Origin of the sequence: Catenibacterium faecis, assembly GCF_014306455.1 — a bacterium.
GTDB classification, from domain to species: domain Bacteria; phylum Bacillota_I; class Bacilli_A; order Erysipelotrichales; family Coprobacillaceae; genus Catenibacterium; species Catenibacterium mitsuoka_A.
Window position 1 is genome coordinate 17,677 of record NZ_JACRWG010000014.1, and the last position, 25,233, is coordinate 42,909.

Genomic DNA, 25,233 nt, shown 5'->3' on the forward strand with positions numbered 1-25,233 from the left:
AAAATCACCTCCTAAAAAAGAAAAAGCAGCCAGATGGCTACTTCATGTTCTCCTCGATAATCTTGACAATATCATCTTTCGCACGCATAACATCATCGTTTACCACTACATGCTTATACTGATCTTTTGTCGCAATTTCTCTTCTTGCTTTATCAAGACGTTCTTTAATAACATCTTCAGCTTCTGTTCTACGTCCACGAATACGTTTTTCTAATTCTTCCATTGAAGGTGGTACTAAGAAGATTGTAAGAGCATCTGGTACTTTCTTCATAACCTGAAGTGCACCCTGTACTTCAATCTCTAATACAACATTCTTACCTTCGTCTAGTAGCTGATCTACATAGGCTTTAGGTGTTCCATAATAATTACCTACAAACTGTGCGTATTCTAGTAATTCACCCTGCTCAATCTTTTTCTTGAATGTATCAACGTCTACAAAGAAATAATCGATCCCTTCTTTTTCGCCAGGTCTCTTATAACGTGTAGTCATTGAAATAGAATATGCAAGGTTTAATGATTCTTCTTTAAATAGTTGTTCTCTGACTGTTCCTTTGCCTACGCCGCTAGGTCCACTCAGGATAATTAGAAGGCCTCTTTTCACTTATCTACATCCCCTTTTTAAGTAATCCTACATGAATAAAACAGTGATGTCAAACACTTTTAAATGTGTTATACTAAGTCGGGTGATGAATATGGCATTTGATGGAATTGTATTGTCACGTGTTACAGAATTATTAAAAGAAACAATCGTGACAGGACGTATTTCAAAATTATATCAGATATCGAAATATGAATTATTAATGACTGTTCGTGCACAGAATGAAAATAAGAAGCTTCTTGTTTCTATTCATCCAATGTATGCACGTGTTCAGTTAACACAATTGAATTATCCTACACCTGATTTTCCTAACGCTCTCACTATGTTTTTAAGAAAACATATTGAAGGTTCTTTTATTGAGCGTATTGAACAGGTAGGGCTTGACCGTATATTAAAGATTACTTTAAGAGGTAGAAATGAATTCAAGGATCTTGTAGAATATCATCTCTATATAGAAATCATGGGTAAGCATTCTAACTTTATTCTTACTAACAAAGAGGATAAGATACTAGAATGTTTAAAGAGAGTATCTCCAAGTGATAGTATACGTATTATGCAGCCAGGGATTACTTATAGCTACCCTCCTCTACTTGATAAGAAGAATCCTTTTGAAAATAGACCTGAAACAACAAATCTTGTAAAAGAGTTTGAAGGATTCTCTAAGGATTTAGCTGAAGAAGCAGCTTCAAGAATGGAACAAGGTGAAGATTTCAAAACTATTATGAATGAAATCAAAGAGAGTAAAGAACTCTATATAACTAGAGGTGATAAAGAAAAGTATCATGTGATTCCTTTACATTGTTTTGGAAAGAAGATAGATCAGTATTCACTTTTTGATGGATTAGATGCATATTATCAATTTATTGATCAGAAGGATCGTATTAAACAGCAGACTTCTGATATTCTTCATTTTATTCAGAAAGAATATACAAAGAATGTCAATAAGTTAGATAAACTAGAAAAGACTTTATTTGATTCTCATAATAGTGATGAATATCGTATTAAGGGTGATTTATTGTATGCTTCTTTACATCTTATTCAAAAAGGGATGAAAGAAGTGACTGTAGATAATTATTATGATGGCACAAAGATGACAATTGAATTAGATGAGCGTTTTGATGGCAAAACAAACGCGAATCATTATTATAATAAGTATCAGAAGGCAAAGAATTCTTTAAAGGTTCTAGAGGAACAGATTGAAAAGACAAAAGAAGAAATCAATTACTTTGATACTTTAAATACCCTGATGGATAACGCGGATTATTATGATGCCATGGAAATCAAGGAAGAACTTGAAAACATGGGTTATATTCGTAAGAAGAATGTAAAGAAGTTAAAGAAGAAAACACATCCTCATTATGATGTTTATCGTACGCGTGATGGTATTATTATTTATGTGGGTAAGAATAACTTGCAGAATGATTATCTAACATTTAAAATGGCATCACGTAATGATATGTGGTTCCATGTGAAGGATATGCCTGGTTCCCATATTATTGTGCATGCAGAAAACTTGGATGAGTATACAATGAGACTCGCCGCAAATATTGCAGCATATTTTTCTAAGGGTAAATATAGTTCAAGTGTTCCAGTGAATTATTGTTTAGTAAAGAACTTAAAGAAGCCTCATACAAATAAGCCAGGTTTAGTTCTTTTAGGACATTATAAGACTATTTATATTGATCCTGATGATTCTTTCTATGATGAGTTAGAGAAAGTGGAGGATGCAAGATGAAATTAATACCTTGGAAGTTTAATAATGATATAGTAGAAGGCTATACTGTACCAGCTCATATTGATGGAAAGCTATTTAATATGAGTTATAATGGAATAGATGACAAGCAGGTACTAGAAAACCGTAAAGAACTAGCTAAAATGCTTGGTACAGATCTTGATCATATGGTCGCACCTTTACAGCGTCATACAACACATTATTTAAGTGTGAATAAAAAAGATGGTGGTAAGGGGATTTATAGTCAGAAGGATGCTTATTTAGGTTTTGATGCATTATATACTAGAGATACAGACTTGACTCTATTTACTTTCCATGCAGACTGCTGTCCTGTTCTCTTATATTGTGAGAACCAGCATTTAGTAGCTGCTATTCATTCAGGATGGAAAGGAACAGTGACTGAGATTGTAGGTAAGGTGACACGTCACTTAATTGAAGATGAAGGATGTAACCCTAGTACTATATATGCTTATGTAGGACCTTCTATTGAAGCACGAAACTTTGAAGCCATGGATGATATTATTGATTGTGTAAAGAAGATGAGCTTTGATACATCATCTTTCTATACTAAAAAAGATGAGACACATTATCTTCTTAATTCAAAAGGACTCATCAAGCAACAATTATTAAATTGTGGTGTATTAGAGGAACATATTGAAGTCAGTCCTTATTGTACAATGGAGAATGATGACTTATTCTTCAGTTATCGTAAGACACATACTAAAAATCGTAATATTTCTATTATCAGATTAAAAAAATAGCTGGATTATTCCAGCTATTTTTCTATTTCACCAATAAGCAATGCCATTGTATGAGGAATTTCTTCAATAAGTTTTTCAGGTATAACTGTATATGCCTGCTTTGCGACTTCATCTCCTGCACGCCCATGAATATAGACACCTAGTATTGCCGCTTCTAAGGCTTCATAACCCTGTCCTAATAATGAAGTAATAATACCTGCAAGTGTATCACCCATACCACCTACTGCCATCGCTTTATTACCAGACGCAATACGATAAGATGACTTGCCATCAGTCACAATAGTATGAGGTCCTTTTAAGACAAGTATGCAATGATATTGTGATGCAAAACTCTGTGCAGCAATCATCAAGTCAGGATAGTCTTCTACATGACATAAACGTTTGAATTCACCAATATGTGGTGTAAGAATCACTGAACGGTCTTGTTTTTCTAGTAAGTGCATATTTCTAGATAGAATTGTAAGTGCATCTGCATCAATTACAAGCGGACAGATAGAAGCAGTCATAATATCTATTACAGCTCTAAAAGCTCTTTCCTCTAGACCTAATCCACATCCTACTAATAATGCATCATAGCCATCAAAATCATCATAACGGAAGATCTGTGGTCTTAATACAGGAATCGCTTCAGGTATATAAAGAGGTAAAAGAGATGTGACTTTTTCTGAAGTAATAGTCTTTACTATACCTGCACCTGTATAATAGGCTGCTTTAGTGGCAAGTAATGGTGCACCTGTATATTGATCACTCCCTACAATTAAGCCATCTACACCATAAATATTCTTATATCCATTATAAACTCGTTTTCTTAAATGTTCCTTTGCGTAGTCCTCTCCTACATATTCAAATAACCCTGCTTCTTTAAAACAATCCTTAACAGCTAAAGTTTCTAGAATGACTTTACCTGTATATTCTAATGAACGAGGATCTAAGAATCCTTGTTTTAAAGCAGTTAAGGTGACTGTAAAGTCAGCTTTTAAAGCACCATCGTAGGCTTTACCTGTATTACAATCAAGTCCTGTAGGAATATCAATTGCGCCAATAGTTCCATTATAATTATTCATAATTGATTCTATAATAATTTTATACATTCCTCTAGGTGCACTATTTAAGCCAAATCCAAATAACCCATCGACAATACAATCATAATCATTCCAATTAATTGTATTAATATTGTCTTCATCTACATAGATCAAATGATTCTCTTTACATTGATCACGATAATAACGATTGGCCTGTGATACCTTTCCTATATCTCCACTATAATAATAAATAACATGCTTTCCTAGTTTTTCTAGTTTTAATCCTAAAGAATAACCATCTGCCCCATTATTACCTGGTCCAATAAGAATCGCAAATCTATTATATTTTGTGAAATGATTGAGTAATGCATCACTTGCAAGATTAACAAGTTCTTCTATTTGATATCCATGTTCTAATAAATAAGCATCATATTGTTTTAATAAATCCTGTGTTCCTATATACATATATAACACTCCCTTCTTAATTATTCTACCATAAAAAAAGGAAATCGAAATCGATTTCCTTAAAGATTATACTCTTCCTCCACCTGCATAATGCGCAGCATAATAAGATTCACCTAGAGAGGATGTGATAACACCCTTCTTTTCATTGGCAGCATGTACGAATCTGCCTCCACCTAGATAAATACCTACGTGAGAGATACCTTTCTTGTATGTGTTCTTGAAGAATACAAGATCACCAGGTTTTAATGCGTTTCTATCTACTCTTTGAGTACTATTGAACTGTACAGCAGCTGTACCACTTAAAGAACGTCCATTTTGTCTATATACCCATCTAGTAAAGCTTGAACAGTCAAAGACATTAGGTCCTACAGCACCCATTCTATAACGACATCCAATCTTACCTAAAGCAGTCTGAATAAGAGCTGCATTTCTAGATTTAACTTCTACTGGTATATTCACTACAGTTGTATTACCAGTCTTATCTGTTGCAGTATAAGTAGCTGTATAGTTACCTTCATTGTTTACATCAACATTCCCACTAATACCTACAGTCTTAGTAACATCACCATCTAAATTATCAATAGCAGATACAAGTAAAGAATTCCAGTTTACTGAAGTGCCTTCAGTAATAGATACTTTATTTGTATTCAATTTAATTTCAGGACCTCTGATATCCTTAATATTAAATGTACATTCCTGTTTAGTTTCATTGCCACTGTTATCAGTCGCAATGATTGTTGCTTTCTGTTCACTGTTTAATTTCTTTGTATCAATATCACCTTTAACAGTTAATACTGGTGAAGGATCAAAGTTATCAGATACATCAAAATAATCTGCAGGATTAAATGTATCACCATAGTTTACATCAAAAGACTGTGTTTTTTGAGTTAATGTTGGTGCAACAGAATCCTTAATATTAAATGATAATGTTTTTTCAGCCACATTGCCGGCGTTATCTTCTACATGAGCCACAACCTTCTGTTCCCCGATTACAGTTGTGTCAATACCACCTTCGAAAGTGATGAATTCACTGACATCACCATCCACATTATCTGTTGCTTTCACGTAATCTAATAAGTTATTAGAACCATTGGCTTCTACATCAATAATGTATCCACCTTCAGTACGTGAAGCAATAGCAGGAGCTTCATTATCAATAACCTGTACTTCAACTTCTTTATCAGTTGTATTCTGGAATGTATCAGTAACAGTCACTGTAACACGATAAGTACCTAACTGTTTTGCTTCATATGTTCCTGACTTAATAGAAACATCCATGATATCTAAATTATCACGGTTATCTGTGATTTCAAAGTCTGAAGCATTTAAGTATGTTCCATAAGGAACAACAATCTTATTTGAACGAATAACAGGTGCCTGACGGTCAGCCGCTGCATAACCTACTAGCGCAAATGCAGAGATTGCGAATGCAGGTAATAATATTGTTTTCTGAGTTTTAATTCTATCTACAATTGCATGAAGAGTTACGGGGGCATTTTGAGTCATAGTTATTCTCCTTTTCTTTTCGACAATTGCGATTATAACACTATGCCATATATGTGTCCACCATTTTCTTAAGATATTTTTAAGATTTTATATTTTTTATAGTATATATCAGTGTTTTTACGTTTAAGATTTTATTAATAATTAATAAAAATAATGACTTTTTGGTCTTTAGCATATATTTTCTTGGTGATTTTTTAGAATCCTAATTTATCAAACATATATATTCTGATTATTTCAATAAGTGTACACAGAGTAAATAACAACATTGTTATTGATATAAAAAAAGTCCTCCCTAAGGAGAACTTATTAGCCAAGATATGCTTCTCTAACACGTGGGTTATTTGCAACATCATTCGCTTCACCTGATACAGTAATATTACCTGTTTCAAGTACATAAGCATGATCTGCGATAGAAAGTGCTTTATTCGCATTCTGTTCTACAAGAAGGATAGTAACGCCTTCTTTTTCATTAACTTCTTTAATGATATCAAAGATTTCATTGACAAGAATTGGAGAAAGACCCATTGATGGTTCGTCTAATAGTAATAGTTTTGGTTTAGACATCAAAGCACGGCCCATTGCAAGCATCTGCTGCTCACCACCAGATAATGTACCAGCTAACTGTTTCTTTCTTTCTCTTAAACGTGGGAATAATGTATAAATATGTTCAAGGTCATTCTTAATACCATCTGCATCATTACGAAGATAAGCACCCATTTCTAGGTTATCAGCAACACTTAACTGGGCAAAGATACGACGTCCTTCAGGAACCTGTGCTAGACCTTTAGAGACAATCTTATGAGCAGGAGTCTTCATGATGTTTTCACCATTAAAGATAATATCACCACTCTTACCATTTAATAAGCCAGAGATGGCATGCATTGTACTTGTTTTACCTGCACCATTGGCACCAATAAGTGCAACGATTTCACCTTCTTCTACATTAAATGAAATCTTCTTAATCGCATTAATGACACCATAATGTACTTCAAGATCCTTAACTTCTAATAACATCTTTAGCCCTCCTCTTCATTGCCTAAGTAGGCAGCTACAACATCAGGGTTGTTTCTAATTTCTTCAGGTGTACCAAAAGCAAGTACTGTACCAAAGTTTAATACTGCAATCTTTTCACAGATACCCATAACCAACTTCATATCATGTTCAATAAGAAGAATTGCAACTGAGAACTTTTCTCTTACAATCTTAATAGTTTCCATTAATTCAGCTGTTTCTGTAGGGTTCATACCTGCAGCAGGTTCATCTAATAATAATAGCTTAGGTGCAGTCGCAAGTGCTCTCGCAATTTCAAGCTTTCTCTGTTTACCATAAGGTAAGTTCTTTGCCTTTGATTCCGCAAATTCTTCTAGATGGAAAACACGTAATAATGATAAAGCCTCTTCCTGCATAGCAGCTTCAGCTTTCTTATATTTAGGTGTATGGAATAATGCATCAAAGACAGTATAAGGATGGGAATAATGTAGTCCTACTTTTACATTATCAATAACACTCATTTCCTTGAATAAACGAATATTTTGGAATGTTCTAGCGATACCAGCTTTAGTAATCTTAATTGTATTCGCTTTTTTAATAGGATGTCCTTCAAAAAGGATACGACCACTTGTTGGCTGATAAACACCTGTTAATAGGTTGAAGACAGTTGTTTTACCTGCACCATTTGGACCAATTAAACCAAATAACTGGTTCTTATCGATTTCAAAGTTAAATTCATCTACGGCTTTTAATCCGCCAAACTGAATACCAAGACCTTCTGCTTTTAATAATGGTGTACTCATTCTGGCTTCACCTCATCTTTCTTTTTAAAGAATGGAAGACGTTCCATGATCTGTTCGCCTTTACCAGTTCCTTTTAAAATCATAGCAGCAATTAATACAATTGCATATAACAACATTCTATACTGTGAGAATGAGATCAATAATTCTGGAATTATAGTAAGCACTATAGCTGCAATAATAGAGCCTTTTAAGTTACCCATACCACCAAGTACTACCATAACTAGAATTTCAACTGATTTGTTGAAGTCAAATCCTTTAGGAAGGATAACTGTATAATAATGTGCATATAAGCCTCCTGCAAGTCCTGCGAAAATAGCACTGACTGCAAAGGCAAATACTTTATAATAACCAACATCAATACCAGATAATTCTGATGCTGTTTCATCTTCACGAATTGAGATGATGGCACGTCCATGTCTAGATTTCACAATTGAATATACGACAAAGATTGTGATAATCATTGCGATAAAGACATAAACAAGATTTGTATTCAAAGGAATACCAATTAAACCTTTTGCGCCATTAGTAATTTCAAGGTTATTCATAATAACACGGATGATTTCATTGAAAGCAAGAGTGATAATACAAAGATAGTCACCTTTTAATCTTAATACTGGAATACCGATAATTAAACCAATAACACCAGCAGCAATCGCACCAATAAGTAATGATACGATAAATGGAAGATTCAAATAAATACTAATTAAAGCTGATGTATAAGCACCTACTGACATGAAACCAGCATGTCCTAAAGTAAGCTGACCTAAATAACCAGCTGCTAAGTTAAGTGATACAGCGAGGATAATATTAATACCACAAAGAATTAATACACCCTGCCAATAAGAGTTAATAACAGATGTAGCTGTTCCTATCATCAATACCGCAAAGATCACAATTGAAAGAATAAATGATCTAAATAGTTCGTTTTTTAATAGTTTTTCCATAGACTACACCTTCTCTCTTACATTCTTACCAAATAAGCCTGCTGGCTTAACTAATAAGACAAGAATAAGAATACCAAATACAACCGCATCAGAGAAATCTGATGAGATATATGCAATAGTAAGTGATTCTGCAACACCAAGCATTAAACCACCTACCATAGCTCCTGGTACACTACCAATTCCACCAAGTACAGCTGCGATAAATGCTTTAATACCTAACATTAAACCGATATATGGAGTAATTAATGAATAAGCACATCCATAAATAACACCTGCAATAGCACCAAGTCCTGAACCAATCGCAAATGTAAGAGATACTGTTGTATTTACATTAATACCCATTAACTGGGCTGCACCCTGGTCTTCTGATACAGCACGCATTGCTTTTCCTAGCTTTGTCTTATTAATAAAGAACAATAGAACAGCAGTACATACAGCTGTTACTACAAGAGTAATAACAGTGATATATTTAATAGAAATACCGCCGAGATTGATAGTACCCTTTGGCATAATCTGTGGGAATGTACGAGCTGCACTACCAAAAATTAATAAGAATACATTTTCTAATAAGTAGCTGACACCAATGGCAGTAATCAATACTTCAAGTGAACCTTTACCTCTTAAAGGTTTATAAGCTACTTTTTCTGTTAAAACACCTAAAGCTGCAGTGGCAACTATAGAAAACAAGATTGCTGGAATAGGTCCTACAAAACCCATCGCGATTAATGCGAAATAAGCCCCTGCCATGATGATATCACCATGGGCAAAGTTGATCATTTTCGCAATACCATAAACCATTGTATAACCAATTGCAACTAAAGCATACATACTCCCAGTCGAGAGTCCGTTGATGATTTGGTTGATAAAGTTAATCATAATTACTTCTCCCCTCTAAAAATAAAAAAATAAGGAGAGATGAACTCTCCTTTATTCATCGTTATTTTGCAGTTACATACTGACCGTTCTTAATAGTAACGATATTTAATTCCTTAACAGGGTTGTGGTTCTTATCATAAGTGAATCCACCACAAACTGCTTCATCATCAGATACTTTGACCTTTTCTAATGCAGCATTTACCTTTTCAGGATCAGTTGATTTAGCTTTGTTGATAGCTTTCATCATAACAGTAACTGTATCATAAGCCATACCAGCAAACATACTTGGAGTTGTTCCATATTCTTTTTCATAAGCTTTTACGAATTCATATGTAGGACCGCCAGTTGCATCTTTGTTGTAACCACTTGTGAAGAAGCAGTTTTCAAAGTCTGCAGTGTTAACACCCTTAACACCAAGAACACCATCCCAGCCATCAGCACCAAATATTGGAGCCTTAACGCCAGAGTCTCTTAACTGTTTAGTGATAGATACAACTGATTCATAGTAATCTGGTAAGAAAACAGCATCAGGATTAGCCTGTTTGATCTTAGAAATGAATGTTGAGAAATCTTTAGTATTTGCATTATATGCTTCATAGAATGAAACATTAACACCCTGCTTCTTAGCTTCAGCTTTATAAGCAGCTGCAACACCTGTAGAATAATCAGATTCCTTGTTGTAAAGAACTGCTACGTTCTTGAAATCATATTTAGCTTTAGACTGTTTAGCTAAGTAAGTACCAGCATAAGAGTCATTTGTACAGATTCTAAATACGTTCTTATAAGCTGTTTTACCATTCATAGTGAATTTATCACCTGAAGCAGATGGTGAAAGAACTGGTGTGTTGTTCTTGCTTGCAGCACTTGCTACGGAAAGTGCAGAACCAGTTGTTACTGGTGAAAGAACTGCAGTGACCTTATCATCATTATATAACTTGTTATAGTCATTTACGGCTGTAGTTGGATCAGCCTTATCATCATAGTAAACGCCTGTAATCTTAGTGCCATGTTTCTTGTTATAATCATTAATAGCCATCTTCATAGCATTCTTTACGGCTGAACCATACTGAGAAGCTTCACCACTTAGTGGGCCGATAAAGCCAAATTTAGGTGCTTTGATATCTGTTGTAGCAGAATTCCCATTACTACAACCTACTAACATTGCTGCGACTGCACCAGCTGTCACGATTGTTTTAAATTTCATACATTATCCCTCCAATTTGTATATGCTCCTTATTATACAATCTCATTTTGGTTTGTCAATATAATTTCTTTACTATTTTTACAACAAAACAAATAATTTTAATTTTATTTACCTTTTTCCTAATTTATTGTATTGTTTTTGAAACCTCTTTATATACTGAATAAGCGCTTGCTAACGCAAAATGAATGTTATATCCACCACAATCTCCAGTAATGTCTAATATTTCACCTGTCGCATAAAGATGAGGATAGTTGATGAATTCAAAAGATTCATTAAAATTAGAAATCATCAATCCCCCAAGGTCTGCCTGGGCAAATTCTTCACCTCTTAGCTCTTTGACAGTCAATTCTAGATGTTTTAGGAAGGATACAGGGTTCTTCTTATTTTCTAGTATTGGAACAAGTTTTGGATGAACTAAACCATCATAAGGACCACTCATTGTTTGTAGTGTATGAATAATAGAATATAACTCCTGATCAGTAAACTCAGGATAGAAATCGCATAGTATCCTATCTCCAGGACGGGCATAGCGACTTAATACCATGACTGCAATTCCACTAATACCATAATCAGTAAAAAGAAGTTCTCCTTTTTCTGTATGTCCATTTAGAGTAAATTCTCCCTTCATTCTAACACCCTTTAATTTCTTATAAGCAGGAGTAGTAATTAACTGAGTAATAGTTGGTCTCATAGGGCGATAATCAACTTTAAGAGAGTTAAATAAAGTACGTCTATCTTTCATACCTGATAATTTACCAGCAGGAGTACCGCAGGCAATAGTGACATAATCTGCTTGATAATCTTGATGCGCTGCATGAATAAAATAACCATGCTTACTCTTTTTAATTGACAATACTTCTTCATCACATATAATCTTTACGCCATATTCTTCAGCTCTATTTAAAAATAATGTCTGTACAGCTTTGGCTGACTCACTATAAGGGTATAAGAGATTACCCATATATTTTGTATAAAGGCCAATATCCTTAAGTGCTTCTACTATATCAAAATCATGAATGATATCATTTACCCATGGTTTGATGTCTCCATCATAATGTGCCTTGTCTAGATCCTTGTTAGAAAGATTACAACGCCCATTACCTGTCGCTAAAAGTTTCTTTAATGGTTTGTCATTGGCTTCAAGTACAACCACATCAATATCTAGATATTTTTTTAATAAAATAGAAAGATATATACCTGATATACCTCCCCCAATAATAATCATTTTCTTTTTCATTTTTATACACCTCGATACAATAGTAATGCATTTCCAGTGTATTTTCCAATTCTTTATTGAAATAATTAGTCTTTGTGTTTATAATGTTTAAGGAAATTTACAAGGAGGAATTAGATTATGGGTAGAGCTCATGAAGTACGTAAAGCCGCAATGGCAAAGACTGCTGCTAAGAAAACTAAACTTTATTCTTACTATGGTAAAGAAATCTATTTAGCAGCGAAGGCAGGCGGCCCTGAACCGGACGGTAATCTAAGCCTTAGAAGATTAATTGAAAAAGCAAAGAAAGATCAGGTTCCTGGAGACGTTATCAAGCGTGCGATTGATAAAGTTAAGAACGGTGCTGTAGAAGATTATGAAAGTGTACAGTTTGAAGGTTTTGGTCCTTCAGGATCAACTGTTATTGTTAAATGTTTAACAGATAACATCAACCGTACTATTTCACAGGTACGTCCTGCATTCACTAAATCAAAAGCTAAGCTTGGTGCTGAAGGTTCAGTATCTTATTTATATGATGTAGAATCTGTTGTTCAGTTCAAAGGAATGGACGAAGAAACTGCAATTGATGCATTAATCGAAGGCGAAGTTGATCCTAAAGATATCGAAACTTTAGAAGATGGCAGCTTAAAGATTACTGGTGAACCAACTGATTATAACGCAATCAAGACAGCTATTGAAAATAAGCTTCCTGATGTTGAATTTGATGTTGATGAAATCCAAACTAAACCACAGGAAACAGTTGAACTTGAAGGTGAAGATATGGTTTTATTTGAAAGACTAATGAATCTTCTTAATGACTGTGATGATGTTGACCAGGTTTATCACAATGTTTCTAACTATGATGATGGTGAAGAAGAATAGCGAGAGCTATTCTTTTTTTCGCAAAAAAATACGGTTCTTATGAACCGTATCTGTATTATTTATGAGCAATTACATCTTCTTTAATAGCTTGGTCACTTACTGCTTTGGCAACAGTCACTGCTACACGTGCGTCAGTTGCACGAGGAATGATGTAATCCTTATTTAATTCTTCATCGCTTACAAGACTTGCTAAGCCCTTTGCAGCAGCTAATTTCATACCTTCAGTAATCTTAGTGGCATGAACATCTAAAGCGCCTCTAAATAAGCCTGGGAAGGCTAATACATTATTGATCTGGTTAGGGAAGTCTGAACGTCCAGTTCCTACGACTGCAGCACCTGCATCTACTGCATCATGATATTTAATTTCAGGTTCTGGATTAGCCATTGCGAATACAATTGGCTTTTCTTTCATTGACTGAACCATTTCTTTAGTAAGAAGACCTGGAGCTGAAACACCAATAAAGACATCTGCTTCTTTGACTGCTTCTGCCATAGTCATACGTTTATTAGATTTGTTTGTAATTTCTGTTAATTCCTGAGTTAAGAAGTCATACTTATCATAATCATCCTTGATCACAATACCATTGATATTAAAGCCATAGATTTCCTTAACACCTAAGTCATGAATCATATGGATAATAGAGCTTCCTGCAGCACCTGTACCACTGACTACTACAGTGACATCTTCCGGTTTCTTATCTACAACCTTTAAAGCATTCACTAAAGCAGCAGTAACGACAATAGCTGTACCATGCTGATCATCATGGAATACAGGAATATCTAATTCCTTCTTTAGTGTTCTTTCAATTTCTACACAACGTGGTGCACTGATGTCTTCTAGGTTAATACCACCAAAAGTGGGGGCAATCTGTTTACAGAACTTAATGATTTCCTGAGGATCCTTTGTATCAATACAAAGAGGAACAGCATCAATATTCGCATATTTCTTAAATAAGATAGATTTACCTTCCATTACTGGAAGTCCTGCAGCTGGTCCAATATCACCAAGTCCTAGTACTGCAGTTCCATCACTGACTACTGCCACACTATTACCCTTCCATGTATAATCATAAACAGTTTCTGGATTATTGTGGATTTCACGACATGGCTGAGCAACACCAGGTGTATAAGCCATAGATAAATCTTCCATTGTTTCCATTGGTACCTTCACATTGATTTCCATCTTACCATGATGTTCTTTATGAAGTGCTAATGCTTTTTCATATATATCCATACCTTTTCTCCTTATCATCAATTTTATACCAAAATTATACGAAGCATTTCAATAGAAGTCAATAAAAGAGCACTTACGTGCTCTTAAATGAATTATAGTGTTGTCACCATTAATTCTAGTCCACCTTCATAATGTACTAAATCAACATCTGAACAGATAATAAACTGATCACCCTTTTTAATAGGCATATCATTGACAGTACCTTCACCATCAATCACTGATACTAACTGGAATGGATCATCATTCTTAATTTCTGTGCTTCCTTCAATTAAGTAATGATCAACAGTTAAATATTCACACTTTAAATATCTAGTCTTAGAACCATGGTCTAATTTAGTATTTACAAATAATTTATTCTGATCTAAATCAGCTGGTACCTTTGTACAGTCGATTGACTGCTGTACATGTAATTCTCTTTCTTTACCATCATCACCCTTACGATGATAATCATAAACACGATAAGTGATATCTGAAGACTGCTGTGCTTCATAGATTAATGAACCCCCACAGATTGCATGTAATGTACCTGCTGGGATATAGAAGAAATCACCCTTATGGATTTTAAAACGATTGAGTAATTCATCATACTTATCTTCTTCAATATCCTTAATGAATTCTTCTTTAGTTTTAGCATAATGACCCATAACCATATCTGTACCATCATCCGCCTGTAATACATACCATGATTCAGTCTTACCTAAAGAATTTTCATGAATTTTTGCATATTCATTATCTGGATGTACCTGTACAGATAAATCCTGTTTAGCATCAATAATTTTTACAAGTAATGGGAACTGATCACCTTCTACATTACCAAATAATTCACGATGATTCTCAAACATCCATGATACTGTTTTTCCTTTATATTCACCTTCAACGATTGGGCAATCGCCACTCTTATGACCTGAGATAACCCATGCTTCTCCTGTATGATCACTTGGGATATCATAACCATAAACATCTCTTAACTTAGTTCCACCCCAGATTTTTTCTTTTAAAACTGGCTGGACCTTTAAAATATGACCCATTATATATTCCTCCTATTTCATATACTCATATTCTAATATATTCATTCCTATTTTTCTAGTCTAGCGCTTACTTTGTATATTTTTTACTGCTTACCTGGATAATTTTCTTCTGTATAAATCTTATATCCTTCTTTTTTTAGTAAACGTACAAAGACTCCATCTGCATCAATGACCCTGTGAGAGAATGAGCCATCATAAATATGATTAAGACCACAGCTAGGTGAACGGCTCTTTAAAATAACATAATCAATATCATATGCTTTAAGTATATCTAGCGCCCTCTGTGCTCCCTCTACATATTCCTTTGTAACATTTTTGCCATTTACTGTCTCTACACATAATGGCTCTTCTGAAACTATTTCAGCAGGATCTCTAGGAATAGAGAGTCCTCCTAATACTTCAGGACAAATAAGTACTGCTTCACCTTTCTTATCAATAAGTTCTAATGCTTCTATTCTATTAGAATCTCCTCGATAAGTACAATCATAGCCACATAAGCATTTACTTATTCCAATCATCTACATACTCCTTGATGTCATGTGCCTTATAAGCGATTTTAGTAGCTCCTGCAGCCTTTAACTCTGCTTCCCCTCTAAATCCCCAATCACAGCCAATTGTCTTCATAGAAGCGTTAATTCCTGTTTCTATATCTACATTAGAATCACCAATAAAGACACATTCATCCTTGGTTAAACCAATATCATTTAATGCAAGATTTAAAGAAGTAATATCAGGCTTTTTAGGATAATCTGCACATCCCCCATATGTAGTAATAAAACGATCACCAAATAGCTTAGGTACAATCACTTCAGCTACTGTATGTGGTTTATTAGTAACACAAGCAAGCTTAATACCTTCTTTATGTAAATCTTCTACTAATTCTTTAATACCAGGATATGGTGCTGTGTAATCAAAACAATGATCCTTATAGTAATCCATGAATTCTTGTAAACATTGATCAAACAAATCCTGATGATCTTCTCCAAGTGCACGTTCTACTAGTTTTAAAACACCATTACCTACGTACTGTTTATAGTTTTCAATAGGATGTGGTGCTAACCCACATGCCTCCAAAGCATGATTTGTACTTACTGCAAGATCCTTTAAAGAATCAACTAATGTTCCATCTAAATCAAATATACAACCTTTTATCATAACTGCCTCCATAATTACACCCATTATAGCATTCCTACCCCGCAAGTTTAAGAGTAATTCTGCAATTGTTTTCGCTTACAGAGAATGATATAATATCCTAGAATGAGGTGAAATTATGAACGGATTAAAAGAACATAAATATATGGATTTCTTAACAACTATTGGCTATATCGTATTTGCATTATGCTGTGTGATTGGCTTCTTTGCACATTTATATATCTTATTTGCGGTAGGTTTTGTTTTGATTTTTGTGTTAAGATTAATCGGATACTCTTTAGATCGCTTTAATGAATATAAGCGCGGTTATTAGTCTAGATTTCTAGACTTTTTTTATTGGATGTTAAAAGGATATGAGGCAATCCTCATATCCTTGTTTTTTATTCTTCTTCACTAGATGGTAAAGTTTCTACAACTTCATGACATCTTGGACATAATCCATCTACTAATTCGCCTTCTTCGAACCAGTTCCAGCATCTTGGACACTGAACACCATGGAATTTTTCTGCCTTGATGAAACAAGTTTCATATTCATCTTTACCTTCTGCATTATCATCTAAAGTCACTTTTGCGACGATGAATAACTGTTTCATAGAATCTTCTAATGAAGCTAAAGACTTATATTCATCCTTAAGAGTGATAGTAAGCTTACCTTCCATGTTAGAATTGATTACTTTTTCAGCTCTTAAGTTTTCTAATGATTTCATAACATCAGTACGTAAGTTCATGAATAAATCGAACTGTTCTTTTAATGCATCAGCATTTTCAATTTCGAACTTTTCTGGCTTAGCTTCTAGGAATACAGATTCTTCCTGTTTTGCATCACAATGGAAGTGATCATGTAATTCTTCTGCAGTGAAGACTAAGATTGGTGAGATTAACTTCATCATTGTCTTTGCATGATGATAAAGAACTGTCTGTACCTGTCTTCTTCTTGTAGAATCAGCCTTTTCGATATAAAGGATATCCTTTGTGAAGTCCATATAGAATGCACTTAATGTATTAGTGAAGTAGTTTAAGATTTCCTTGTTTGCTTCTGAGAAGTTATAAGCATCCATAGACTTATGATATGCATCCATTAAGTCATTTAACTTAGCTAACATATACTGATCAACTGGTTCTAATTCATTGACTGGTAATACATCAGTATCCTTGAAATCATTTAAGTTACCAAGTAAGAAACGCATAGTATTTCTTACCTTACGATAGCTTTCAGATACTTTCTTTAAGATATCATCAGAGATACGTACATCTGACTGGAAGTCTACAGTAGTAGCCCATAATCTTAAGATGTCAGCACCCCATTTATTGATTGTCTTGATTGGATCTACAGCGTTACCACCAGACTTACTCATCTTTAATCCCTTACCATCAAGAGTGAAACCATGAGATAAGACAGTCTTATATGGTGCTTTACCATGTACTGCAGTACCGATGATTAATGAAGAGTTGAACCATCCACGATACTGGTCACTACCTTCGAAGTATAGATCAGCTGGATAGCCTAATCCTCTTTCTACTAATACACCAGTATGTGATGAACCTGAGTCAAACCATACGTCCATGATATCTTTTTCTTTCTTGAAGATACCATTTGGTGAATGTTCGTTTGTATAACCTTCTGGCAATAAATCTTTTTCATCTCTTTCAAACCATACGTTTGAACCGAATTCTCTAAATAGTGCTGATACATGATCAAATACTTTCTGATCAATTACAGGAGTACCATCTTCACAATAGAAGATTGGAATTGGAACACCCCAAGTTCTCTGTCTTGAGATACACCAGTCACCACGGTCTTTAATCATGTTATAGATTCTAATATGACCCCATTCATTGATCCAGTTAACGCTATCGATTTCACTTAATAGTTTTTCTCTGATCTTATCGATAGAACAGAACCACTGGTCAGTTGCTCTAAAGATGATAGGCTTCTTAGTACGCCAGTCATGAGGGTAGCTATGTGTAATCCAAGTAAGATTTAATAAAGCGCCTAATTCTTCTAGTTTTACTGTAACAGTCTTGTTTGCATCATCAACATACTGACCTGCAAGCCATTCACCACATGATTCCATCATGCAGCCATGTTCATCAACGTTTACAAGTACTGGTAATTTATATTTCTGACAGATGTTAAAGTCGTCTACACCAAATCCACTTGCTGTATGAACGCATCCAGTACCTGAATCAGTTGTAACATGGTCACCCATGATAACTAATGATTCTCTTTCTGGATAAAGTGGATGAGTACATGTGATGTATTCTAATTCTTCACCCTTGAAACGTTTTAAGATTTCTTTTTCTTTTAATCCAAATGTTTCCCATAATGAATCAACTAATTCTTCTAAGACAACAAGATTACCTTTTTCAGATTTAACTAATGCATAAGTGAAACGTGGGTTTAAACAGATTGCCTGGTTTCCTGGGATTGTCCAAGGAGTAGTAGTCCAGATTACAAAGTAGTTATCATCACCTTCTAAGATACCTTTACCATCTTTTACCTTGAAACGTACATAGATAGTAGGTGATTTTACATCATGGTATTCTACTTCTGCTTCAGCTAATGCTGATTCAGATGAAGGTGACCAATATACTGGCTTTAATCCTTTATAGATTAATCCATCTACAGCCATTTTCGCAAATACATCAATCTGTCTTGCTTCAAATTCTTTATGTAAAGTTAAATATGGATGTTTGTAGTCTGCAAATGTACCTACACGGATACACTGCTGCATCTGACGTTCAACCTGCTTTAATGCATATGCATAACATTTTTCTCTGAACTTTGCAGTAGACATAGATTTTCTATCTACACCCTGCTTCTGAATTGCATTTTCGATAGGTAAACCATGAGTATCCCATCCTGGAATATATGGTGTATAGAAACCTTCCATATTCTTATAACGACAAATAACGTCTTTAATAACCTTATTTAACATATGTCCAACATGCATATTACCATTTGCATATGGAGGTCCATCATGGAAAATGAAATGTTCTTTTCCTTCATTCTGCTTGATCACCTTTTCATACATGTTAGCGTTCTGCCATCTTTCTACGTAAGCAGGTTCCTTAGTAGGAAGCTTACCACGCATCTCAAAATCAGTTTTTGGCATTAAGAGTGTGCTTTTGTAATTCATATATATCCCCTTTCACAAATAAAAAAACGTCCTTCATAAAGGACGTTTGCACGCGGTACCACCTTTGTTCATATCATTCGATATGCACTTAAGATCTTAACGCAATCAACGGCATTCCCTACTTTATTCAGGATGCAGCTCCAGAGTGATTCCTGACCAATACACCTTCACCGTTTCCACCACCCACGGTTTCTCTATAAGTTCTCTTGATCAGCGCTCTCTTTCTTCGCTTTTTTTTTCTTCTTCATTAATTAAACTAAAAATTTCTGATTTGTCAATAGTTTCTAGCAATTCTGTGCTGATTTTTACAATTTCAGCCCTAAAATCTTTTGCTTCATCCTTAAAGCCTTCTACTTCATCACTTAAACCCTTCACATAATTCATAGACTCTTTAAGAATCATATTCGCATTATGCTTCGCCTTTGTAATGAGTTCACTGGCTTCCTTTAAAGCAAGACGGGAAATCTCTTCATTGGTCTTTCGTTCAATAGATTGACGATTAGCCATCGCGATATTTTCTTTTTTAACTTTATCCAATTCTTTTTCAAGTCTTCTGATTTGTAAAGTAGTTTCCTGAATTTTCTTTTCTAAAGTCTCAATCGTATCATCGACTTCTTCAGTATTATATCCACGAAGCTGCTTATTGAACATGTATCCCATAACCGTGTCCCCTCATCGATAATATTGGCCTTCTATTACATAATTATCCTGCTTTGTTCTTCTATCTGTTATGAATATCTTTACTCGGCCATGATGACGTAAAGATATTATAACGTTATTATCGCATATTTTTGAAATATCTTCAATAACTTTGTAATTAAGCTTGACATACTGACCACGAATGGCTTCTACTGCTTTATTGCGAGAGATGCCAAATAATTGCGCAACCATCTTATCTAAACGCAAAGAAGAAACGATCACTGTTTTAGTATAGGTATCCTGCTGAATAGAAAGACGTTCTTTACTTTCTACTAAATGAATAGAAGAACGTTTGATACGTGTGAGATTCATACGAATATAATCGCTATTTTCTGTCATACAGGCAAAGGAAAGTGGCTCTTCATTGATATCACCGATACATTGACGCTTAATACCTAAATGCATTAAAGCCCCTAAGACATCGGAATGTTTAAGTTTTCCAAATGTATCATTGTAATCTACTTGAAATACTGTGACTTTAAAATCTTCAGGTTCAAATTCATAGAAATCAGGCGCTATGAGTACTCTTTTATTTTCTGCCCCATCAAATCCTCCATCTGCTTCTACTTTGAGTTCATGACCAATAACACTTTCTACAATGGACTGCTGATGTGGATCAAGAAATTGTGTAAGAATCATACGCTGTGAGTAAAGTGCCTGATCTTTGTAATCTAGTATTTTAGAGACGAATTCTTCATCACCTTTAAAATGTTCTAACATATTTCATAAAAAAAGTATTAGCGAATGCTAATACTTATTCCTCCGTACTTGTAGGTGTGTCATCATCAAGAGTAATTGAACCAGTTACACCAATGTTCTTAGGTGTACATAAGAAAATCTTAGGACCAATTACCTGAATATCACCATCAATTGCGAAAATAACACCAGTTAAGAAATCAACAACACGTTTCTGCTGTTCCTTCTGTAAACGATGTAGGTTAACGACAGCTGCTTTATTTTTCTTTAAATAACCACCAATTTCCTGAGAATCAGAATAAGCACGTGGTTCAAATAATACAAGACTAGAGTTGGCATCAAATGGCTTCAACATCTCACTTGTCTTTTTAGTCTTATTGTTTTCAAAAATATTAGAATTTTCTTCCTGTCCGTTTTGTGCAGTATTGTAATCTTCTGTATATCCTTCTTCTTCACCGAATAACCAATCTTTAACCTTATCCATACACATGTAAAACCTCCTGTTTGTTTTGTTTATTCTGACTACTCCCACGGGCAAGCTCGTGGGGTTCTTACTATCAAGTTTAGCTTGTAATCGTACATCATTTTCAGACTTTGGAATACAAGTGTAAATCTATTTGAGTAAGAACTTCTATTACCAAGCAGTCCAACGACCACATTAACGGTAAATTTCTATCTTACGATATGGAAGTATAATCAATCTCCCTTATGTTTATTTTATACTATTTTGATTCCACTATTCAATACTTTGATTCTATTAATCTTAATTCTTTTAATTAAGGCTTCTTCCTTACTGTAACACTTTTCAAATTCTGAAATACATCTGTCTCTATCTATATTCCTAGTCCTGTAGTCATAGCAGTACAACAGAAATGATGAATACCAGTCTCGTTGTACTAGAGTTCCATCTGCTAAATGATACATCCTACCAGATAATTTCTTCTTTATGTAATCATCTGCAATATGGTCATATTGTGATGCTCTATAATCATTAGGCACTTCTATATATGTACCATCAATGGTCTTGAATTTTTCTTCTACAGCAGCCTGAAACCCAGAAGCCCATCTATTCTTTATAGACCTGCCAAAACGTTTTTTCTTATTAAACTTACCCTTATGCTTAACTCAAGTAAAAATTATGTGGCTTTCATCCCATAGGCAAGCCTATGGGTTTTTCGCCACTAATTTATAACACATTAGTGATGTGATTTGTATACATTTCTATTTTCTAATCCAAAGATACGTGCAGAATATGATCCTGGTTCAGTATCCTTGAGGGCTTTTTCAAACATATTCATTCTTGCATCTACATTATCAATAAGTGTTAATGCTTCTGCTTCAGGAATCTGTGGAAGAACTGGAGAACCATATTCCTGTTTACCATGATGAGAAAGAATCATATGTTCTAGTAAGAATACTTCTTCTCCCTCGATATGTAATTCTTCTGCCATGTCCTTCACCATTGCATGACCAATAGAGATATGACCTACTAAGCTTCCTTCAATAGAATAAGCAGGAACAATAGGTCCAGTAAATTCTTTAACCTTACCAATATCATGTAGAATAACACCTGCATATAGTAAATCTGCATCTAAATAGCTATAAACGTTAATGAGCTGATCTGCAAGCTTCAACATACATAAAGTATGATAAAGAAGTCCTGAGGCAAAATCATGATGATTTTTAGTGGCTGCAGGATAGTTCACAAAAGCTGTATAATGTTTTTCAATAAGTCCATGAACAATCGCATAAAGACGAATGTTGTGGATCTTCTTCATATACATATCTAATTCCTTCTGCATCACTGCTTTTTCAATAGGTGGCTGTGGTAAGAATAAAGCCTTCTGTTCATCATTCATTTCAATAGGCTCAAGCTTAACGATTTTCATCTGTCTCATGCCCTTATAATTGATGATATCTCCTTTACCTCTTACAACCTGTCCTCTTTCAAATAAACGAATCTGTTCATCTGTGGCAGACCAGAGCTTTGCATCAATAGTGCCTGTTGCATCCTGTAAGACAATATTTAAATAAGAAGACTTGTTGGCACCATTTGTTTTACCTACAGTGACTGAGATAATAATAGCTTCAAAACCAACTGTTTCTTTTCCTGGATTCATTTCATTAATTTTAATCATTCAATTCACTCCATATTTCATCCATCACAATCAGAATATCTTCATAATCATACCCCTTCTGCTTAAGAAAACGGCTGATACGCATCTTTAATTCCTGATCATGATATTTATTTTGATAACGTTTATATGTCTTTTCACATTCCTGTTTTAATAAAGACAATGTACGTTCATGAGAAAATTCAAAATCATAGCTATTCATAACAGAAAGAATTGTATTTTCGCTATATCCTTTATTATATAAGGTTCTCTTGATTTTTTGAATTAATCCCTGTGGAGAAAGCTTTCTATTGTTTGAATAGAGCTGATCCACAATATTAAAAGCATATTCTATTTCTTCTGATTCGTCAAATTTTTCGATTTCTTCTTCAATTAAATGTTCTGGAATATCTTTATTCTTTAAATCAATAAGTGCCCTTTTTAAGCCTTTACCCTTCTTAAGAGTTGCATCAATATAGCTTCTTACATATTTACGATCATCTATGAGATGGCGATCTGTTAATAATGCCATACATTTCATAATCTCAATTTCATTATAGTCTCCATAAGTTTCTAAGCGTTTCTTTAAGTCATGGAAACAATAGTCATGATAGCTAAGCAGTTTTACTGCTTTAAAATATAAATGTCTGATATTCTGCTTCTCTTTAAGAATATCTATAACTTCCTGATTGACACGAGTTTGAATGGCGAGATGGAATGTTTCTACATCTTCTATAGTACATTCAAGAGCTATTTTTCTTTTACCACTTACAAATTCTACTGAGACTAGCTTTTCATGTGGTTTTATTGAAGAGACTACAAAACAGTTTTCAAAATGATCAATAGACCTGTTATACACATGCATCACTCCTTTATAGAATGTATGAGAATCAAATTGTTGGGCATGCTTTGCTGCATACTCTTTATAAGGTGTAAGATCCTTATGAGATAATTCTATTACTTTTTTGATATATTCTTCTTGAGTATAAAAGAAATGACCATTACCACCCTCTACAATAACAGGATCTAAATTAGAATCATATCTTGCAAGAACTGGTAAAGAAGAGGCCATTGCTTCAATAAATGTTAGACCTTGTGTTTCAGTTAGAGATGCTGAGACAAAAAGATCACCGGAATAATAGAAATCAGGAATAACGTCTGCACTTTGACATCCTGCAAAACGAATATAATCATCCATTTTTAAATCATGTGTTAATTGCATCAAAGTGTTCTTTGCAGGTCCATCACCTATAATAAACAATCGTATATTTGGATTTCTTTGAATGATTTCAGGCATTGCGTTAATGATGAGATCTAATGATTTTTCTTCAGCAAGTCTACCTAAAGAGATTAAATTAAAATGATCACTAAGGCCATACTTTTCTTTGATTTGATTTGTATGTTCTTTATTATATCTTTTAAAGCGTTCTAATTCGAGTCCAGTTGGTACAATATTGATTTCTTTTTTGATACCAATAGATTTCATCATAGAAGCTGTTTTAACACTAGGGACAATAAGAGAAGTTGTATGGGTTGTATATATCTTCATCAGCTTCTTGACAATCTTTTTTGCGATTGAATCAAATGGTTCGATTCCTTTAGTGACATAGTAAGTGTAGTCATAAAGATTGGTATGGAATGTATATACTGTAGGAATGTTAAGCTTATAACCACATAATCGTCCAAATAAGCCTACGCCATATTCAGTCTGCGTATGAATGATATCTGGATTAAATTCTTTAATCTTTTTAAATATTTTATTATTATAAATGCCTGCCATACGGTATCCATAAATACTTTTAAGAGAGATTCCATTCATTCTTATAATAAATGGATCATCTTCAATATGAACACCAAGAGGAGGAATTGTAGTTATAATCAAGACTTGATGACCATGTTTCATTAATTCATTTCTGAGTATACCAATTGATGAAACAACGCCATTAATATCAGGATAATAAGTGTCTGTAAATATCGCAATACGCATGTTGAATCTCCTTTAGCTTGCACTTACATTATACTGAATATAATAGAAAATTAAAACATAAAAAAAAGGACCTGGCAGCTTGCTATTGTCGCGTCTTCACACTATCGTCGCCGTTATGATGCTTAACTTCCGTGTTCGGGATGGGAACGGGTGTGTCCATCATGCTATCGCCGCCAGATCCTCGAGG

Annotated in this window: 24 protein-coding genes, 1 rRNA gene and 1 other annotated feature; of the genes, 4 read left to right on the top strand and 21 right to left on the bottom strand. The window is 34.3% G+C overall.

The genetic code is table 11. From position 1 onward, the window contains the following. Positions 1-37 precede the first annotated feature (37 nt). Entirely contained in the window at positions 38-601 is a 564-nt protein-coding gene (gene gmk, locus H8909_RS04840) for a guanylate kinase (protein ID WP_022424679.1), read from the bottom strand. A gap of 91 nt (positions 602-692) precedes the next feature. On the opposite strand from gmk, the gene H8909_RS04845 reads away from it, so the two are divergent. Both H8909_RS04845 and pgeF read left to right on the top strand, forming a co-directional pair. Then, on the top strand, positions 693-2,333 hold the full coding sequence (locus tag H8909_RS04845; RefSeq protein WP_187012050.1) for an Rqc2 family fibronectin-binding protein: 1,641 nt from the start codon (positions 693-695) through the stop codon (positions 2,331-2,333). Next, positions 2,330-3,091: a peptidoglycan editing factor PgeF gene (gene pgeF / locus H8909_RS04850; protein ID WP_187012051.1), complete on the top strand. Its 762-nt coding sequence runs from the start codon at positions 2,330-2,332 to the stop codon at positions 3,089-3,091. The genes H8909_RS04845 and pgeF overlap by 4 nt, the downstream gene beginning before the upstream one ends. A gap of 14 nt (positions 3,092-3,105) precedes the next feature. Here the strand turns inward: pgeF and H8909_RS04855 are convergent, their stop codons facing one another. The 8 genes from H8909_RS04855 to H8909_RS04890 all read right to left on the bottom strand — a co-directional run bounded on the left by H8909_RS04855 (position 3,106) and on the right by H8909_RS04890 (position 12,138). Continuing rightward, a complete protein-coding gene (locus H8909_RS04855) occupies positions 3,106-4,578 on the bottom strand; it encodes an NAD(P)H-hydrate dehydratase (protein WP_187012052.1) in 1,473 nt (490 codons plus the stop codon). Positions 4,579-4,644: 66 nt separating this feature from the next. Next, positions 4,645-6,084, bottom strand: coding sequence for a C40 family peptidase (locus H8909_RS04860; protein WP_187012053.1), 1,440 nt, complete (start codon positions 6,082-6,084; stop codon positions 4,645-4,647). Between the two features lie 306 nt (positions 6,085-6,390). Then, complete coding sequence (locus tag H8909_RS04865; RefSeq protein ID WP_022424674.1) at positions 6,391-7,098, bottom strand: ABC transporter ATP-binding protein; 708 nt, start codon at positions 7,096-7,098, stop codon at positions 6,391-6,393. A 2-nt stretch (positions 7,099-7,100) separates the two neighbouring features. After that, positions 7,101-7,877 carry an ABC transporter ATP-binding protein gene (locus H8909_RS04870; protein ID WP_187012054.1) on the bottom strand — a complete coding sequence of 259 codons (777 nt, stop codon included), beginning with the start codon at positions 7,875-7,877 and terminating at the stop codon, positions 7,101-7,103. Beyond that, positions 7,874-8,821: a branched-chain amino acid ABC transporter permease gene (locus H8909_RS04875; RefSeq protein ID WP_187012055.1), complete on the bottom strand. Its 948-nt coding sequence runs from the start codon at positions 8,819-8,821 to the stop codon at positions 7,874-7,876. The genes H8909_RS04870 and H8909_RS04875 overlap by 4 nt, the downstream gene beginning before the upstream one ends. A 3-nt stretch (positions 8,822-8,824) precedes the next feature. Further along, entirely contained in the window at positions 8,825-9,697 is an 873-nt protein-coding gene (locus H8909_RS04880; protein WP_192924007.1) for a branched-chain amino acid ABC transporter permease, read from the bottom strand. Positions 9,698-9,758: 61 nt separating this feature from the next. Beyond that, positions 9,759-10,901, bottom strand: coding sequence for an ABC transporter substrate-binding protein (locus H8909_RS04885; RefSeq protein WP_187012056.1), 1,143 nt, complete (start codon positions 10,899-10,901; stop codon positions 9,759-9,761). Between the two features lie 124 nt (positions 10,902-11,025). Beyond that, positions 11,026-12,138, bottom strand: coding sequence for an aminoacetone oxidase family FAD-binding enzyme (locus H8909_RS04890; protein WP_187012057.1), 1,113 nt, complete (start codon positions 12,136-12,138; stop codon positions 11,026-11,028). A gap of 117 nt (positions 12,139-12,255) precedes the next feature. On the opposite strand from H8909_RS04890, the gene H8909_RS04895 reads away from it, so the two are divergent. After that, the gene (locus tag H8909_RS04895) at positions 12,256-12,996 is read left to right on the top strand and encodes a YebC/PmpR family DNA-binding transcriptional regulator (RefSeq protein ID WP_022424669.1); all 741 of its coding nucleotides are present in this window, start codon (positions 12,256-12,258) and stop codon (positions 12,994-12,996) included. A 55-nt stretch (positions 12,997-13,051) separates the two neighbouring features. Here the strand turns inward: H8909_RS04895 and H8909_RS04900 are convergent, their stop codons facing one another. The 4 genes from H8909_RS04900 to H8909_RS04915 form a co-directional block, all read right to left on the bottom strand. Continuing rightward, the gene (locus tag H8909_RS04900) at positions 13,052-14,230 is read right to left on the bottom strand and encodes an NAD(P)-dependent malic enzyme (RefSeq protein WP_202985903.1); all 1,179 of its coding nucleotides are present in this window, start codon (positions 14,228-14,230) and stop codon (positions 13,052-13,054) included. A gap of 92 nt (positions 14,231-14,322) precedes the next feature. Beyond that, positions 14,323-15,258 (bottom strand): type I phosphomannose isomerase catalytic subunit, encoded by a 936-nt coding sequence (locus H8909_RS04905; RefSeq protein WP_187012059.1) that lies wholly within the window; start codon positions 15,256-15,258, stop codon positions 14,323-14,325. An 83-nt stretch (positions 15,259-15,341) separates the two neighbouring features. Next, positions 15,342-15,776, bottom strand: a complete 435-nt coding sequence (locus H8909_RS04910) for a 2-thiouracil desulfurase family protein (RefSeq protein ID WP_187012060.1) — start codon at positions 15,774-15,776, stop codon at positions 15,342-15,344. After that, the gene (locus H8909_RS04915; RefSeq protein WP_117459543.1) at positions 15,760-16,413 is read right to left on the bottom strand and encodes an HAD family hydrolase; all 654 of its coding nucleotides are present in this window, start codon (positions 16,411-16,413) and stop codon (positions 15,760-15,762) included. Before H8909_RS04915 ends, H8909_RS04910 begins: the two co-directional genes overlap by 17 nt. 115 nt (positions 16,414-16,528) lie before the next feature. Between H8909_RS04915 and H8909_RS04920 the strand changes: the two genes are divergently transcribed. Next, positions 16,529-16,723: a hypothetical protein gene (locus H8909_RS04920; protein WP_022424664.1), complete on the top strand. Its 195-nt coding sequence runs from the start codon at positions 16,529-16,531 to the stop codon at positions 16,721-16,723. Positions 16,724-16,790: 67 nt separating this feature from the next. Here H8909_RS04920 and ileS read toward each other — a convergent pair whose 3' ends face one another. From ileS to rrf, 8 genes are all read right to left on the bottom strand, one after another. Then, positions 16,791-19,550 (bottom strand): isoleucine--tRNA ligase, encoded by a 2,760-nt coding sequence (ileS, locus tag H8909_RS04925; protein WP_187012061.1) that lies wholly within the window; start codon positions 19,548-19,550, stop codon positions 16,791-16,793. A 35-nt stretch (positions 19,551-19,585) separates the two neighbouring features. After that, positions 19,586-19,786 (bottom strand) — a binding site (T-box leader). Continuing rightward, positions 19,761-20,210 (bottom strand): DivIVA domain-containing protein, encoded by a 450-nt coding sequence (locus H8909_RS04930; protein WP_187012062.1) that lies wholly within the window; start codon positions 20,208-20,210, stop codon positions 19,761-19,763. (Overlaps the previous feature by 26 nt.) A 12-nt stretch (positions 20,211-20,222) precedes the next feature. Beyond that, positions 20,223-20,969: a YlmH family RNA-binding protein gene (locus H8909_RS04935; RefSeq protein WP_187012063.1), complete on the bottom strand. Its 747-nt coding sequence runs from the start codon at positions 20,967-20,969 to the stop codon at positions 20,223-20,225. A 34-nt stretch (positions 20,970-21,003) separates the two neighbouring features. Then, complete coding sequence (locus tag H8909_RS04940) at positions 21,004-21,429, bottom strand: cell division protein SepF (RefSeq protein ID WP_117459551.1); 426 nt, start codon at positions 21,427-21,429, stop codon at positions 21,004-21,006. A gap of 233 nt (positions 21,430-21,662) precedes the next feature. Beyond that, entirely contained in the window at positions 21,663-21,944 is a 282-nt protein-coding gene (locus tag H8909_RS04945; protein ID WP_202985904.1) for a hypothetical protein, read from the bottom strand. 197 nt (positions 21,945-22,141) lie between these two features. Continuing rightward, on the bottom strand, positions 22,142-23,083 hold the full coding sequence (locus H8909_RS04950) for a 3'-5' exoribonuclease YhaM family protein (protein WP_187012064.1): 942 nt from the start codon (positions 23,081-23,083) through the stop codon (positions 22,142-22,144). Further along, a complete protein-coding gene (locus tag H8909_RS04955; RefSeq protein WP_187012065.1) occupies positions 23,076-25,046 on the bottom strand; it encodes a glycosyltransferase in 1,971 nt (656 codons plus the stop codon). Before H8909_RS04955 ends, H8909_RS04950 begins: the two co-directional genes overlap by 8 nt. A 69-nt stretch (positions 25,047-25,115) precedes the next feature. Further along, positions 25,116-25,224, bottom strand: a 5S ribosomal RNA gene (rrf, locus tag H8909_RS04960). Positions 25,225-25,233: the final 9 nt, after the last annotated feature.